This window comes from Microbacterium jepli, from assembly GCF_047237905.1.
GTDB lineage: Bacteria > Actinomycetota > Actinomycetes > Actinomycetales > Microbacteriaceae > Microbacterium.
In genome coordinates this window covers 28,427-43,655 of record NZ_JBDFLW010000005.1, presented here as the reverse complement: position 1 = coordinate 43,655, position 15,229 = coordinate 28,427, and the positions used below count along the sequence as shown (strand labels likewise).

Annotated in this window: 17 protein-coding genes; 4 read left to right on the top strand and 13 right to left on the bottom strand. The window is 71.6% G+C overall.

Translation table 11 applies throughout. The annotated features are described in order from the left end of the window. Nucleotides 1–102 precede the first annotated feature (102 nt). The gene (locus ABC304_RS04490; protein ID WP_412929134.1) at nt 103–1,026 is read right to left on the bottom strand and encodes an EamA family transporter; all 924 of its coding nucleotides are present in this window, start codon (nt 1,024–1,026) and stop codon (nt 103–105) included. Between the two features lie 43 nt (nt 1,027–1,069). Continuing rightward, on the bottom strand, nt 1,070–2,353 hold the full coding sequence (locus tag ABC304_RS04485) for a serine hydrolase domain-containing protein (RefSeq protein ID WP_412929133.1): 1,284 nt from the start codon (nt 2,351–2,353) through the stop codon (nt 1,070–1,072). A gap of 79 nt (nt 2,354–2,432) precedes the next feature. Between ABC304_RS04485 and ABC304_RS04480 the strand changes: the two genes are divergently transcribed. Together ABC304_RS04480 and ABC304_RS04475 are read left to right on the top strand one after the other, a co-directional pair. Then, complete coding sequence (locus ABC304_RS04480) at nt 2,433–2,744, top strand: DUF2470 domain-containing protein (protein ID WP_412929131.1); 312 nt, start codon at nt 2,433–2,435, stop codon at nt 2,742–2,744. A 47-nt stretch (nt 2,745–2,791) separates the two neighbouring features. After that, nucleotides 2,792–3,451, top strand: a complete 660-nt coding sequence (locus ABC304_RS04475; RefSeq protein ID WP_412929129.1) for a biliverdin-producing heme oxygenase — start codon at nt 2,792–2,794, stop codon at nt 3,449–3,451. Between the two features lie 69 nt (nt 3,452–3,520). Here the strand turns inward: ABC304_RS04475 and ABC304_RS04470 are convergent, their stop codons facing one another. Further along, entirely contained in the window at nt 3,521–4,897 is a 1,377-nt protein-coding gene (locus tag ABC304_RS04470; RefSeq protein ID WP_412929128.1) for an ATP-dependent DNA helicase, read from the bottom strand. A 9-nt stretch (nt 4,898–4,906) separates the two neighbouring features. Continuing rightward, a complete protein-coding gene (locus ABC304_RS04465) occupies nt 4,907–5,407 on the bottom strand; it encodes a MerR family transcriptional regulator (protein ID WP_412929127.1) in 501 nt (166 codons plus the stop codon). 27 nt (nt 5,408–5,434) lie between these two features. On the opposite strand from ABC304_RS04465, the gene ABC304_RS04460 reads away from it, so the two are divergent. Continuing rightward, nucleotides 5,435–6,310 (top strand): NAD(P)/FAD-dependent oxidoreductase, encoded by an 876-nt coding sequence (locus tag ABC304_RS04460; protein WP_412929126.1) that lies wholly within the window; start codon nt 5,435–5,437, stop codon nt 6,308–6,310. Between the two features lie 26 nt (nt 6,311–6,336). Then, on the top strand, nt 6,337–7,440 hold the full coding sequence (locus ABC304_RS04455; protein WP_412929125.1) for a hypothetical protein: 1,104 nt from the start codon (nt 6,337–6,339) through the stop codon (nt 7,438–7,440). Between the two features lie 14 nt (nt 7,441–7,454). On the opposite strand, the gene ABC304_RS04450 is transcribed toward ABC304_RS04455, so the two are convergent. The 9 genes from ABC304_RS04450 to ABC304_RS04410 form a co-directional block, all read right to left on the bottom strand. After that, nucleotides 7,455–9,407, bottom strand: a complete 1,953-nt coding sequence (locus ABC304_RS04450; RefSeq protein ID WP_412932829.1) for a bifunctional copper resistance protein CopD/cytochrome c oxidase assembly protein — start codon at nt 9,405–9,407, stop codon at nt 7,455–7,457. A gap of 175 nt (nt 9,408–9,582) precedes the next feature. Then, the gene (locus ABC304_RS04445) at nt 9,583–9,870 is read right to left on the bottom strand and encodes an HU family DNA-binding protein (RefSeq protein ID WP_127096988.1); all 288 of its coding nucleotides are present in this window, start codon (nt 9,868–9,870) and stop codon (nt 9,583–9,585) included. Between the two features lie 292 nt (nt 9,871–10,162). Further along, on the bottom strand, nt 10,163–10,468 hold the full coding sequence (gene rpsN, locus ABC304_RS04440) for a 30S ribosomal protein S14 (RefSeq protein ID WP_412929122.1): 306 nt from the start codon (nt 10,466–10,468) through the stop codon (nt 10,163–10,165). Nucleotides 10,469–10,472: 4 nt separating this feature from the next. Further along, nucleotides 10,473–10,643, bottom strand: coding sequence for a 50S ribosomal protein L33 (gene rpmG, locus ABC304_RS04435; protein ID WP_029145259.1), 171 nt, complete (start codon nt 10,641–10,643; stop codon nt 10,473–10,475). Next, entirely contained in the window at nt 10,643–10,879 is a 237-nt protein-coding gene (gene rpmB / locus ABC304_RS04430; RefSeq protein WP_412929121.1) for a 50S ribosomal protein L28, read from the bottom strand. The genes rpmG and rpmB overlap by 1 nt, the downstream gene beginning before the upstream one ends. Before the next feature lie 325 nt (nt 10,880–11,204). After that, a complete protein-coding gene (locus tag ABC304_RS04425; RefSeq protein ID WP_412929120.1) occupies nt 11,205–11,879 on the bottom strand; it encodes a DNA-3-methyladenine glycosylase in 675 nt (224 codons plus the stop codon). After that, on the bottom strand, nt 11,876–13,390 hold the full coding sequence (locus ABC304_RS04420; RefSeq protein ID WP_412929119.1) for a hypothetical protein: 1,515 nt from the start codon (nt 13,388–13,390) through the stop codon (nt 11,876–11,878). The genes ABC304_RS04425 and ABC304_RS04420 overlap by 4 nt, the downstream gene beginning before the upstream one ends. Further along, the gene (locus ABC304_RS04415; protein ID WP_412929118.1) at nt 13,380–14,258 is read right to left on the bottom strand and encodes a TIGR03943 family putative permease subunit; all 879 of its coding nucleotides are present in this window, start codon (nt 14,256–14,258) and stop codon (nt 13,380–13,382) included. The genes ABC304_RS04420 and ABC304_RS04415 overlap by 11 nt, the downstream gene beginning before the upstream one ends. After that, nucleotides 14,251–15,219: a permease gene (locus ABC304_RS04410; protein ID WP_412932828.1), complete on the bottom strand. Its 969-nt coding sequence runs from the start codon at nt 15,217–15,219 to the stop codon at nt 14,251–14,253. The genes ABC304_RS04415 and ABC304_RS04410 overlap by 8 nt, the downstream gene beginning before the upstream one ends. Nucleotides 15,220–15,229 lie beyond the last annotated feature (10 nt).

Below are 15,229 nucleotides of genomic sequence, written 5' to 3'. Positions count from 1 at the left end.
GTCCGACGCGGGTCGAGGGCTTGCACGACCTTTCCGACGATGTGAGGATTCCGGTTCCCGTCCGCCGACCAGCCTGCGGGGCGTCGGGGCAGACGCCGTGCCTCAGCCGACGGGCTCGGTGAACGGGTCCGTCGAAGCCGCGACGGGCCCGTCGGAGGTGGTGTCGCGCGCGGCGGTGCGCGGCGCGGTCAGCACAGCGGCGATGCTGGCGACGATGACCAGGGCGATCCCGGCGATCTCCAGGGCGGTGAGGTGCTGGCCGAGCAGCAGGAAGCCGGCGGTCGCGGCGGTCGCCGGTCCGAGGCTCATGAGGATCGCGAAGACCGCGGGCGGGAGCCGTCGCAGCGCGATGAGCTCGAAGGCATACGGAATTGTCGAGGAGAGCACGGCCACAGCCGCGCCGAGCGCGAGCAGGTCGATCCGCAGGAGGGCGGCTCCGGCATCCGCGACCCCGAAGGGCAGGGACAGCACCGCACCGACCGACATGGCCAAGGCGAGACCGCCGAGGCCGGGGAACTCGGCGCCCACGCGCGCGGACGAGAGGATGTAGAACGCCCAGCTCGCCGCCGCCCCCAGCGCGTAGAGCACGCCGACGAGGTCGAGGTCGGCCCAGCCCCCGCCGCCCAGGCACGCCACGCCGGCGAGGGCGAGCGCCGCACAGCCCCAGGCCGACAGGCGACGGCTGGCCACGATCGACAGGGTGAGCGGTCCGAGCACCTCGATCGTCACGGTGACGCCGAGCGGCAGGCGCTCCAGCGCGAGGTAGAACAGCCCGTTCATCAGGGCGAGCACCACCCCGAACCGCACCACGGCCCGCCAGCCGCCGGCGCTGTGACCGCGCAGCCGCGGGCGGGCGATGATCAGGAGGATGACGGCGGAGAAGACGAGCCGCAGCATGACCATGCCGAGCGGGCCGACCTGCGGGAACAGCAGCACCGCGATGGAGGCGCCGACCTCCTGGCAGGCGAGGCCGATGAGGACGAAGAGCAGCGCCGGGTTGGCGACGCGTCCGGTCGCGGTCGTCACCGACGCCTCGCGTCGGGCGAGGGACGCGGGGCCGTGCGCCGGGTCACTGGGCTGGAGGGCAGATGGATGCCGCGATGATGGCGTCGTGGAACTGCTGGGCGGTCCAGGGGAGTCCGGCATCCGGTGTCGCACCGCCGCCCGCGGCGGGCACCTTCGACGCGATGGCGGCGAGCTCCCACGCGAGGCCGGCCACGACGCCGGTGTCGGCGGCGGAGTTGTTCAGCACGACGGCGACCGTGAGGCCCGAGGTCGCGTCAGAGAAGGCGGCGGTGAGGTAGCCGGGGAACGCGCCGTACTGGCCGACCATCGAGCCCGCCTGGTAGGCGCCACCGCGCGCGGTGAACCACGACGGGGCGCCGGAGTATGCCGGCAGCGGGTTCGCGAAACGGTCCTGGCCGTCTGAGAGCAGCGCGCCGGAGGCCAGCGCCTGGGCGTAGCGGCCGAGGTCGGTGATGTCGCTGACGACACCGGAGTCGGTGTAGCCCGAGCTCGCCGACATGACGGTGTAGTCCGTCGGCGCCGCGCAGTTCATGACGCCGTTGCCGTCGCGGAACGACTGGTAGCCGCTCAGCACCGGGCCGCCGGTCGACGGCGCAGCCGCCTCACCCGACGGCAGCTGTGTGGAGTCGAGCGCGAGGGGGTCGAAGACGTACTGCTGGAGCACCGTCGCTGCGCTCTCGCCGGTCGCCCGCTCGAGCGCGAGACCCAGGAGCACGTACCCGGCGTCGGAGTCGAAGTAGCCGCTGCCCGGCGTGCCCAGCGCACGCTGCCCGAGTCCGTAGCTGGCGAGCTCGTGCGGATTCCAGACGCGCGTGGGGTTACCAAGCCAGAGCGACGACAGCTGCGGTGCGTAGGATCCGATGCCCGATGTGCTGTCGCACAGCGAGCCGAGCGTCACATCGGTGAGGTCGGGCACGCCCGACACCCAGTCGCTGACCTCGTCGGTCAGCGCGAGCTTGCCCTCCGCGGCGACCGCGTAGAGGGCGTCGCAGGTCATGGCGCGCGTCACGCGGCCGGCGCGGAACGTCGCCTCGGCGTCGACGGGGTCGGCGCCGCCGGGCGTCTGCGTGCCCAGGCCGCTGACCCACTGGCCGCTCCAGGGCGCCCAGACGCCGACGATCGCGCCGGACGAGCCCGACGCCGTCATGGCGGACGTGACGGCATCCTGCAGCTGCTGCACGGTGGCCTCGGGCAGATCGCCCTGCACCTGGGCGGGGACATCGACCGTGACGGTGGTCTCGGCGGAGCATCCGGTGACGGCCAGGCCGATCGCGAGAACGGCGGCGAGCGCCGCGGCGGGGCGGCGACGTCCACGTCGAGCCCTCATGGCCCACCCCCCGTCATCGTGCACTGAGATTCAAACACACCCGCGGGATCGCCCGTGACGCGACTCGTAGGGTGGAAGGATGACGCACCGCTTCGACGACGCCGCGCGTGCGGGCGTCCTGAGTCACATGAACGGCGACCACCCGGACGACAACCTGCTCATCGTGCGCGCGTTCGGCGACCGCGACGGGGCGGTCTCGGCGGTGATGACCGACTTCGACGGCGACGGCGGCACCTGGACCGCGGCCGATGCCGACGGGACGACGCACGAGATCCGCGTGCCGTGGCCCGGGGGCCCGATCACGGAGCGGCGGGAGGTGCGGCGCGAGATCGTCGCGCTGTACGACGGCGCGTGCGCCCGTCTGGGCGTGACGCCGCGTCCGCACTCCTGAGCGAAATCTCTTGTTAGGACGCCCTTACCTTGAGCTAGCATGAAGGTATGGCCGAGCCGATCCCCTTCTCCGCAGCCCTTCGCGAGCGCTCGAGCAGCGCCCACTCCGGCAGCGAGCATGCCGGATTCATGTCCGACCTGATGCAGGGCAAGGGCACGCGCGAGGACTACGTGGCCCTGGTGGCGCAGCACTGGTTCATCTACGAGGCGCTCGAGGCCGTGACCGAGCGCATGCGGCGCGACCCCGTGGCATCCGTCTTCATCAGCGACAAGCTCACCCGGCTCCCCGCTCTCGAGGCCGATCTGGCCTTCCTCATCGGTCCCGATTGGCGCGAGCGCATCGAGCCGCTGCCGACCACGCGCCGCTACGTCGAGCGGATCAACCGCGTGGGCGCCACCTGGCCCGGCGGCTTCGTCGCCCACCACTACACGCGGTATCTCGGCGACCTCTCGGGCGGGCTGTTCATCGGCAGGCTCATGCAGCGCCAGTTCGGCTTCGACACGAACGGCATCGGCTTCTACGTCTTCGGCGACATCGCCGACCCGCGTGCCTTCAAGGACGTCTACCGAGAGCAGTTGGATGCTGCGCCGTGGGACGCCGCGGAGCAGGAGCGCGTGATCGACGAGGTGCTCGTGGCCTATCGGTTCAACACCGACCTGTTCGTGGACCTCGCCGCGGCGAAGGAGTCGGCGGCCGTCGTCGCCTGAGCCGGGCGCTCGGGCGATGCGGTCCCCCGCGATGTGCGGCTCGCCGCGCTCGCTCGACGATCGCGCGGGTCAGGCGCCGAGGGTGGGCGTGGAGGCCGCGGCGCGCACACCGGCCATGAAGCGCTGCACGTCGGGGTCGACGCGGATGTCGCTCGGGCGCAGGGGGCGTGACAGGTACAGTCCGTCCAGCGAGGTCAGGCGCGACAGCGCGACATACGTCTGGCCCGGCGCGAAGGCGCCGGAGCCGAGGTCGACCACGGCCCGCTCGTAGGTCTTGCCCTGCGACTTGTGGATCGTCACGGCCCACGCGAGCCGGAGCGGGAATTGCGTGAACTCCGCCACGATGTCACGGCTCAGCGACTTCGACGTGGCGTCGTAGGCGTAGCGGAACCGTTCCCAGACGGCCGGCTCGACCTCATGCGTCTCACCGTCGACCTCCACCCGCACGGTGCCGCCCGCGATGCGGGTGACCGTGCCGATCGTGCCGTTGACCCACCGGGGCGGCTCGCCGAAGTTGGAGGCATCGTTGCGCAGGAACATCACCTGGGCTCCGACCTTCAGCTGCAGGTCGAGGTCGGCCGGGTACGCGGCATCCCCCCGTCCGAAGTCGCCGCTGATCTCCGCCGTCGCCGTCTGGGCCCGGCCCGGCAGCGCCTCGAGGTGACGGCGGTTGATGGAGGTGACGATGTCGTTGCGGGTGGCGAGGGTGATGATCGGCGTCTCGCCCTCGACCGGCTCGGGCGGGCGACGCGCGCCGGTGTCGTTGAGCACCTGCGCGATGTCGGCCGTGACACGCCCGTAGCGCACGGCGTTCAGCATCGCCTTGAACCGCGGGTCGGACTGCCGGTGGATGTCGACGAGCTCGCGGATGTGCAGCTGCGCGCCGTGCCGCCCGAGGTCGACGAGTCCGTCGGCGGCGACCTCGCCCGCCCACACCTTCGCGTCGAAGAACCAGAACGACCGGTAGTGGTCGCGGATGTAGCGCATCTCGTCACCGCGGGGCGGCACGGGGGCGAGCTGGTACGGGTCGCCGAACATGACGATCTGCACCCCGCCGAACGGCTCGGCGCGCCGGCCGCGCGCCTGTCGCAGCGCGCGGTCGATGCCGTCCATCAGATCGGCGTTGACCATCGAGATCTCGTCGATCACCAGGGTGTCGATGGCGTTGAGGATCTTGCGCGTCGCGTCGGACTGGTCGAGCTCGCCGCCGGCGATCAGCCCGATCGGCAGCCGGAACAGCGAGTGGATCGTCTGACCCTCGACATTGAGCGCCGCGACCCCGGTGGGCGCGCAGACGGCGATCTGCTTCGACGTGTTCCAGGCCAGGTGCTGCAGGAGCGTCGACTTGCCCGTGCCCGCGCGTCCGGTCACGAAGACGTGCTCGCGGGTGTCCTCGATGAGCCGGAACAGAGCCTCCTGCTCGGCGGACAGGGACGGCGTGCTCACCGAGCCATGCTAACGAGTGGATGCCGCGGCACCGCGCCCCCGCTCCGCACCGGTGGACAGCGCCACGGCGTGCGCGCCCGTGCCGGACTCGGCCCCGGCGAGCCCGGGCCACGATCCCGAGCCGTCGACGACCGCCCCCACGATCTCCCGGAACCGCGGACAGGTGGTGATGTCATGCGACCGGCAGCGCAGGGCGTGCAGGGTCATCTCCCTCGACCGCTCCATCTCGGCCATGCGCAGCGCGAGCTCGTTCAGGTGGGCCTCCAGCACGCGGTGGCGCGAGGGCGCCTGCTCGTCCAGCAGCACGGCGATCTGATCGAGCCCCATGCCGGCGGCCTTGCTCCGGAGGATCACGGCGATGCGCACGAGGTCGTCGTCGGTGAACAGGCGGCGACCCGCGGCATCCCTCTCCGGCGTCAGCAGACCGACGTCCTCCCAGTGCCGCAGCACCGAGGTCGCCAGCCCGAAGCGGGCCGCGGCCTCGCCGATCGCATGAGAGCTTGACTTCATGTCGACATGAAGTCACACACTCGGGAGATGCGCAACTCCTCCCCCGTCCCCGCCCCGCTCGATGTCGTCGTGATCGGCGCCGGTCCCGCCGGCCTGCAGGCCGCTCTCACCCTCGGACGCATGCGGTACGACACGGTCGTGCTCGACTCCGGCCGCTACCGCAACGAGACCGTGCAGCATGCCCACAACCTGATCACCAACGACGGCCGCCCGCCTGCCGAACTGCGCGCCGCGGCGCGCGCCGAGCTCGCCGGGTACGACACGGTCGAGGTGCGCGACGTGTCCGCGACCGCCGTGACCCGCACCGACGAGGGCTTCACGGTGACCGACGAGGACGGACGGATGCTGCACACTCGCCGGGTCGTGCTGGCCACCGGCATGCGCGACGATCTGCCCGACATCCCCGGGCTCGCGGAGGCGTGGGGGCGCGAGGTCGCGCAGTGCCCGTTCTGCCACGGCTACGAGCTGCGCGCACGCCCCGTGGCCGTGCTCGGCGTGCCGCCGCATGCGGCCTTCCAGCAGGCGATGCTCGCGCGCATCGCCTCGGAAGTGACGGTCATCGCGCCGGACGAGCTCGTGCGCGCCGAGCGCATCGACGGCGGACTCGCGCTCCACCTGACAGATGGCGGACGTCGTGAGGTGGCGGGCCTGTTCCTCGGCGCCGCCGCGCGGCAGTCGGCCCCGTTCGCGCAGGACCTCGGCTGCCGCATCCTGCCGTCGAGCGGCGTGGAGGTCGACGAGAACGGCCGCACGACCGTGCCCGGTGTGTATGCGGCGGGCGACCTCGCGCATCTTGCGAGCGCGCCCGGTCCGCTCGTGTCGCTCGCGGCCGCGATCGCCGCCGGGCAGCTGGCCGCGGTGGGCGTCGTGCGCGACGCTCTGGAGCACGACCTCACGGCGTGAGCGGTCGGGGTTCTTAGACTGGTCGGGTGGATCAGACGGTGGGGGGCGCCGATCGGACCGGCTCGCCGTCGCAGGAGGTGCCGGGTGATGCGGGTGCCCGCCGGTCGTCGGCGCGGCGTGATCTGATCGCGCTGGGCGTCGTCGGCGTGCTCCTCGTCGCCGCCATCGCCGCGGGGGCCGCCGCGCTCTATCGGGAGTTCTACAGCCCGGGCGCGTTCGTGCAGCGCTACCTCGGCCTGCTCGCCGACGGACACGCCGCCGACGCGCTCGCGCTGCCCGGCGTGACCGTCGACTCCGAGACCCTCGAGGCGGCGGGCATGCCCGCGTCGGCGTCGGAGGCGCTTCTGCGTCCGGCCGCCCTGGCCGCACTGACCGACGTCGAGGTCGTCACGGAGGACTCCGTCGACGGCATCACCCGGGTCACGGTCTCGTATCGCGCGGGCGGGCACTCCGGCACGTCGTCCTTCGCCGTGGAGCAGAACGGCTGGATCGGCGTCGTGCCGTCGTGGCGCTTCGCCACCAGCCCGCTCGCGCTCGTCGACCTCACGGTGCGCGGCGCCATGAGCTTCGAGGTCAACGGATTCGCCGTCGACAAGCGCCAGGTCTCCCCCGACGGGGCGGATGCCGATCCGCTCGCCGCCGTGCCGCTGCTGGTGTTCTCGCCGGGCGTGTACTCGATCACCGTCGACACGCCCATCGCCGCATCGCCCGGCGTGGCGGTGCTGTCGGACGCGCCGATGACGACCGTGCCCGTGGAGATCCAGGCGGACCCGACCGAGGCCTTCGTGACGGTGGTGCAGGAACGGGTGGACGAGTTCCTCACGACCTGCGCGACGCAGCAGGTGCTGCAGCCCAGCGCATGTCCGTTCGGGTACCCCGTGCAGGATCGCATCGTCTCGCCGCCGACCTGGTCGATCGCTCAGCAGCCGGTGATCGCGGTCGTGCCCGACGGCGCGGGGTGGCGCATCCCCTCGACCGAGGCCGTGGCGCACATCGAGGTCGACATCCGGTCGCTGTTCGACGGCACCGTGCGCGAGGTCGCCGACGACGTGCCGTTCACCGTCACCGGCACCATCGAGGTGCTGCCCGACGGCACGGCCTCGATCGCCGTGGGCGGCCAGCTGCGCTGACCCGCGGCCCGACGTCAGCGCGCGTCGCGGGCGGCGAGGGCCGCGAGCTTCTCGTTGTAGGCGTCCAGCTCGAGATCTCCGGCGCGGTCGACCTGCCGGTCGCGCCGGCGCTGCGCACGGTCGTCGCTGCGGCTCCACTGGATGGCGACCGTGATCGCGAGGATCAGCGTCGGGATCTCCCCGATCGACCACGCCGCCCCGCCGCCGACGTACTGGTCCTCCAGCGGGGTGCCGCCCCAGGTGCGGCCCATGGCGCCGAACCACTCCGGCACCATCAGCCCGCTCTGCATCATGATCGCGATGCCGAAGAAGGCGTGCATCGCCATGACGCCGATGAGCGTGAGCAGGCGGAACGGGTACGGCAGCCGGAAGGGCACCGGGTCGATGCCGACCAGGGACAGGACGAACAGGTAGCCCGTGATCAGGAAGTGGGCCACCATCCACTCGTGGCCGAGGTGGTCGTAGAGCGACCAGCGGAAGAGGTCGGTGTAGTAGAACACCCACAGCGAGATGATGAACAGGCCGGCCGCGACGAACGGGTTGGTGAGCACCCTCGAGACGGGCGAGTGCACGCCCCACAGGATCCACTCGCGCATGCCGCGCGTGCCGTCCTCGCGCTTGCGGATCGCACGGGCCGCCAGCGTGACCGGGGCACCCGACACCAGCAGCAACGGGATGGCCATCGACAGCAGCATGTGCCCGACCATGTGCACGCTGAACAGGTAGTCCTGGTAGACGTTCACCGGCCCGGCGGTGACCCACAGGAGCAGCAGCAGGCCGGCCACCCAGAGCACCGTACGGTAGATCGGCCACGCGTCGCCGCGGCGGCGCAGACGTCGAACGCCGGCGAGGTAGAAGAAGAGTCCGAGTCCGACCGCGAAGGCCCACAACAGGTCGACATCCCACGACGTGAACCAGCGGCCGAGGGTGAGCTCCGGCGGCAGCGGGGAGCCGGTGAGGATCTCCGCGGGAGTCCGCACCGCCGGAACGGCGCTGCTCGTCGGCGGAGCCGTGCGGGCGAGGGCGGCGGCGGCCCCCGAGGCGATGCCCATGAAGGCCAGCTCGAGGGTGATGAGCCCCCAGAAGCGGCGGGACGAGGCATCTCCGTCCATCCGCCCGATGAGGCGCACGCGATACCAGGCGCCGAGCACGCCGATCGCGATGAGGGCGGCGACCTTCACCAGCACGAGCACGCCGTAGGGAGATGCGAGCGCCCCCCACGAGCCGACGCCGATACTCGCGCGCACGGTACCCGAGATCGCGACGACGATGAACGCGAGCAGGGCGACGCTCGAGTAGCGCAGGAGGACCGCGGTCAGCTGGGCGCGGTCGAGCACCGGCCGCACCAGCACGAGGAGGATCAGCCCGCCGAGCCAGACGGCGGCGCCGATCATGTGGATGACGAGCGAGACGACCGCGGAGTTGTGGTTCGCCTCCTCACCGGAGTGCCCAAGGGTGCCCATCGGCACGAGCGAGGCGACCGCGAGGATGCTGACCAGCAGCGTCGCCGTCCATGAGCGGACCGCGAACGTGAGCACCGTGAGCACGGCGCCCGCGACGGTCGTGATGAGCCAGCCGCGGCCCGTCTCCTGCTCGACGAGGAAGCGCCCGAGCTGCTGCCCGAACTGCGCGTCGAGGCTGACGGCCGCGGGGATGACGTTGAGGAAGGTGAAGAATCCGACGACCGCGGCAGCGAGCGTGAAGATCGCCGCGGAGACGGATGCCGCATCCAGGGCGACCCCGAAGGCGCGCTCTCCGGCCTTCAAGGCGAAGAGCGCGAGCAGCAGCGAGCCGACCATACCGGCCGCCGCGAGGTTGACGATGAGTGTGCCGACGGGGAGTCCCCAGCGCACGAGAGGTCCGGGGTCGCCGATGACGAGCGGCGCGGCGCCCCCGCCGTAGGCCAGACCGGCGACGACGGCGATGACGGCCACGGCGACGAGGACCGCGGGTCCCACGAGGCGCATCAGGCCGGCGCCGGAGCCCGCGTCCTGAGGCGCGGCGGCGCGCGGAGGCGCAGAGGTGGTGACCATGTGTCCAGCCTAGATCGCGCGGCTGAGCGGCGGCCCGGACGGCCGCCCGCGGCGCCCGGACATGCGAAGAGGGGGGATGCCGCAGCATCCCCCCTCGCAGTCGACGTCGTTACTTGACGGCGGCCTTCAGCTTGGAGCCGGCGGTGACCTTGACGCGCTTGCCCGCGGGGATCTTGATCTCCTCGCCGGTCTGCGGGTTGCGGCCGGTGCGCGCGGAGGTGGCGACCTGCTCGAAGGCGATCCAGCCCGGGATCGAGACCTTGCTGCCCTTGGCGACCGCCTCGGAGACGGTGGAGAAGAGCGAGTCGAGCACGCCCGACACGGCCGACTGGCTCTGGCCGGTGGCGCTGGCGATGCTCGCGACGAGCTCGGTCTTGGTGATGGACTTGTCAGCCATGTGGGTTGTCCTCCAAGGCGGCGCGAGGCCGCCTTTCATTGCGGGGACCGGGGCGCTCACGCGCTCCGGCTGGTCGGATCGACCGCCTTGACTATAGCCACGAAACCGCGGAATTCCGCGGATTTCCGCCTCTCGCGGACATATTGACCGGCGTGTCGGCACGATCGATGTGACGAAAGTGGCTGATGTGACCCATGTGACTCGGTGCTCGTAGTTCCGCGGAATTCCGCGGCGGAACGGCGGAAGGCCCGGCGATCCGTGGATCGCCGGGCCTTCCGGATGCTGCGGGTGCTTACCAGCTCGACTTGGTCACGCCGGGCAGCTCGCCACGGTGCGCCATGTCGCGGAAGCGGACACGCGAGATGCCGAACTTCGTGAGGACACCGCGGGGGCGTCCGTCGATGACGTCGCGCGAACGCACGCGCACGGGCGACGCGTTGCGGGGCAGCTTCTGCAGACCCACGCGAGCGGCCTCGCGCTCCTCGTCGGAGGAGGTCGGCGACACGAGCGCCTTCTTCAGCTCGCTGCGCTTCGCGGCGTAGCGATCGACGATCACCTTGCGCTGCTCGTTGCGCGCGATCTTGCTCTTCTTGGCCATGTGATCAGCGCTCCTCTCGGAATTCGACGTGCTTGCGGACGACCGGGTCGTACTTCTTCAGCACGATGCGGTCGGGGTTGTTGCGGCGGTTCTTGCGCGTCACGTAGGTGTACCCCGTGCCGGCGGTCGAACGCAGCTTGATGATCGGACGGACGTCCTGAGCCTTCTTGGCCATTACAGCTTCACGCCCTTCGCCTTGAGGTCACGGACGACCGCTTCGATGCCGCGGGCGTCGATCACCTTGATGCCCTTGGCGGACACGTTCAGCTTGATGTTGCGTCCCAGCGACGGGACGAAGTAGGTCTTCTTCTGCACGTTCGGGTCGAAGCGGCGCTTCGTCCGGCGGTGCGAGTGCGAGATGGTGTGACCGAAGCCGGGAACTGCTCCAGTCACCTGGCACACTGCTGCCATGGTGTCGTCTCCTTAAGTACCGTGCCGCCGGACGGCGACACCCAAGATCCCTTGTCTGCACCCCGCGCGACAGACGGCCGTCTCCGGCCGATGCGTTGAGGGGGGCGAACCACGTGCAGGAGTGCGCGCGGACAAGGAGTCAGTCTAGCACGCGGCGGCGTGTCGCCTTGTGCCCGCCCGCCCCGCCCGTCTCGCCAGCGCGGCCCCCGCCCGTCTCGCCGGCGCAGCCCCCGCCCGTCTCGCCAGCGCGGCCCCCGCCCGTCACGCCGCAGCATCCCCCGCCCGTTGAGCGAGCGCAGCGAGTCGAAACGCCCGCACCCCGCCCTCACTCCCCCACGAGGGGTCCCGCGCCGCGTCCCCAGCGGAACACCGACACGGTGGGATCTCCCTCGATCCAGAACCGCCACGGGAACGCCGCCGTGCCCGCCACCCCCGCGACTCCCACGCGCGGTCCCGACGCGTACCCGACGACCGGCTCGACGGTCAGCTCCAGCCGCGCGACAGCGCCGCGGAACGGAGCCCCGCTGATCGCGTCGATGCCGTCGTGGACCGGATGCCGCAGCCCCACCGCCTGCCCGAGGCGCCCGGGTCCGCGCGCGAGATCGCGGGAACGCGTGGCCGCGCGGCGACGGCGAGCCGCAGCATCCGTCCCCTCGATCACCTCTGCCGCGCGGAGGAGCACACCGCCGGCGACGCCGTCCGGGCCGCACACCACGTTGACGCACGAGTGGATGCCGTGGCTCAGGTAGACGTAGAGGTGGCCGGGCTCGCCCCACATCGTGGCGTTGCGGGCGGTCGGTCCCATGCGCGCGTGCGAGCCGGGGTCGGCTGTGGGCCCGGTGCCCTGCCCGTGGTACGCCTCGACCTCGGTGAGTCGCACGCTGACGACCTCGCCGTCGACCTCCGTGTGCAGGATGGCTCCGAGCAGTCGCGGGGCGACCTCCAGCGGAAGGGCGGCCAGCTCGTCGCGCGTGGCCGCGCGGGTCGGCGCGACGCTCACTTCGGCGGCACCTGGCACCACGACGCGTCGAAGCCGGTCAGCATGGAGACGACCGCATCGGCGGGGTCGGTCGCGGTGATGTCGATGATGCGCGTCTCGAGATTCGCCGGGAGGGGCAGCTGGTAGGCGTCGTAGCGGTTGGCCACCACGTCGGGCGCGGTGAGCACGGCGGCGTAGCGTCCGCTCGGCGACGCGCACGTCTGGATCACCGCGTCGGTCGCGGGCACCTCGAGCAGCGGAGTGGCCATGCCGTCCTGCGTCACGTGGACGATGGTCGAGCCGAGCACGCGGGTGTTGTCCTCCACCTGCGAGAACGTGCGGAGCGTTCCGGAACCCTCGCCGGGCAGCGGCGTGACCGATGCGATGCGGCCGAGATCCTGGTCGGGCGCGACGAGCGGCGACTCGGTGCCGTCCGTGAGGTCGACCTCGGCCAGCCCGTCGGGGCGGTCGACCACGGCGTGCGACGAGCCGCGCGCGATGCCGTCGATGGTCAGCGCGGTGCCGAGCGCGACCGGGTCGCCGCCGCTCGACGAAGTGAGGCTCAGGCGTCCGTCGAAGGTGAGCAGCAGGATGCTGTCGGTGTCGGGCACGAATCGCCACTCCGCCACCCGGGGGTCATCGCCCGAGACGGTGACCGGCGTGGGGTCTTCCTGCGCGGCATCCGGCTTGAGTGAGGCGGTGTAGAGCGCGCTCTCGCGACCGCTTCCCGCGCTGAGGGCCTTGTCGGAGTAGGTGTAGCCGATGAGCTCGCCGCGGTCGGCGCTCTGAAGGTTGGTCACGTAGCCGTTGCCCGGGAGCTTCAGGGTGCGCGCGTTCTGCCCGTCGAGATCGGTGACGATGAGCTCGGCGCGGTCTTCGGGGGTGCGCACCGAGACGACGAGGTGGCTGGAGGTGGCGCGGTAGTCCTCGATGTGGTCGTTCGTGAAGACGGGAACGGCGCTGTTCGCCCCGACGTCGGTGCGGAAGATCTGGTCGCCCGACTCCCCGCGCCGCAGCAGGTACAGGTCGATGGGCGGCGTGCGGAACGTCTCGGTCACCGTCGACGCGGGTCCGCCGCCCACACCCACCAGGCGATCGATCGTCACGGTGTACTCGGTGTCGTCGAACAGCGGCAGCGTGAAGCGGACGCCGACGTTGCGCCCCGACGTGTCGATCGTGAACGGCGTCGCCGGGCTCACGGTCACCTGCGACGGATCGACCTTCTCGAGGGACTGGGTCGTGGTCACGATGAGCCGCGATCCGGATGCTGCGACCGCCGCCGCCGGATCGACCTGCACGTCGGTGGCCCGGGGGCCCTGCGCCGTCCCGGCGGCCGCCCCGACGACGCCGACGACAGCGAGCGCGCCGACGACGAGCGCGAAGCCGCCCAGGAACGCGCGGCTCCGGCGTCGGCGGGTCTGCGAACGGCGGCTCGACGAGCTCTCGCCACCGCTGCCGCGGCGCGCAGGACGGCGGCTGCTCGGTTGCGCGGCGGCGTCGCGTCGCGAACGGCGGGAGCCGTCAGTACTCATACGGGTCCTTGGGCTCCTCGACCGCCTGCACCGACTGGGCGTCGATCTGCAGGGCGCCGTCGGAGTTCGAGCGCACCGTGCCCGTCACCGTGACCCAGCCGCCGGTGGCGGGGATGCTGCCGGTCGCCTCGACCGGCAGACTCGCGGGCTGCGCGTCGATCACGCAGTGCGTGATGATCAGGCGTGTCAGCTGGAACCCGTCGGAGCCTCCGGGCGTGACGAAGCCCGTCAGCGTGATGGCGTCGCCGTCGAAGGCGTCGGGGTTCGTCGCCGTGGCGAAGACGGCGGCCCAGTCGCCGATGCCGAACTGCGAGGTGTCGCCGGTGGACGCCAGGGCGACGACGTCCTGGCCCGCGAAGAGCGGGGGCGCTCCGACGTCGCGCGAGATCGCCAGCTCCGCCGAGAGGGAGGCCGGCGGCAGGACGAGGATCGAGACGGCCACCGTCGAGGCGAGCACCCCGCCGACGACCGTCGCGACAGTGCCGAGGGGGCCGACGGTGTGGCTGTGTCCGGCGTGGTCGTCCGTGCCTTTGTGGACGTCGTGGTCATGCGCGTGTTCGTCGTGCGCGTCTTCGGCGTGCGCGTCGTGCGTGTCTCGGTCGTGCGCGTGGGCCGCGGCTCGGGTCGAGCGGGCGCCGGCGGAGCCGTGGTCATGCCCGTGGTCCGCCTCCGCGCCGAGCGGCAGCGCGAAGCTGAGCACCGTGCCGATCAGCACCAGCACCGCCATGCCGATGGCGAACCAGCTGGACTCGGGGTTGATGTACAGCCCCAGCCGTCCCGTGACGCCGAGGCCCAGGGTGACGACCGAGAGGATGGCGGCCAGGCCCACGCCCAGCCAGCGGGTGTCCGCGAAACCGTACTTACGCAAAGAGGTTCACCGCCGATCCGATGGCGAAGGCCGCGAGCACGACGATGACGACGAGTCCGACGAGCGTGCGCGTCGTGAAGGTCGTGCGCATGAGCGCGAGCATCTTCACGTCGACGAGCGGACCCACGAGCAGGAACGCCACGATCGAGCCCGGCGTGAACGTCGAGGCGAACGACAGGGCGAAGAAGGAGTCGACGTTGGAGCAGATCGCCACCACCATCGCGAGGATCATCATCGCCACGATCGACAGCGTCGGGTTCGAGCCGATGGCGAGCAGCGCGCTGCGCGGCACGATGACCTGCACCGCCCCGGCGAGCGCGGAGCCGATGATGAGCGCCGGCATGACGGCCCGCAGCTCGACGACGAACTGCGCGATGCTGCGGCGCCCCCGGCCGCCCTCCTCCTCGGCGGCGATCTCGCACGTCTCGATGAAGCGCTCGGTGAGCAGGCCGTCGGGATCCGGATGCCGGCTGTACAGCCAGCCGATGAGGTTCGCGATCAGGTAGCCGCCGATGAGGCGGGCGATGAGGATGCCGTCGGAGAAGCCGAACGCCTGATGGGTCGTGATGATGACGATCGGGTTGACGATCGGCGCCGCCACGAGGAAGGTCAGCGTCTCGGGCACCGTGAAGCCGCGGATGAGCAGCCCACGCGCGAACGGGACGTTGCCGCACTCGCAGACCGGCACGATCATGCCCAGGAGCGACAGCACCGCACGTCGCGCCCAGGCGCGCCGCGGCATCCACCTCTCGATCGCCCCCGGCGGCACCCACACCTGCACGATGATCGACAGCACGACGCCGAGCGCCACGAACGGCAGCGACTCGATGAGCACGCTGATGGCGAGGGTGAGGCCGTCCTGCGCGCGCGTGGGCAGCGACGCGGCGAACAGCTGCGGGGAGACCGCGTCGATCACGAAGAGCGCGACGACCACCGCCGCGCCGAGGGCGAGCGCGACCAGCGGCGCGCCG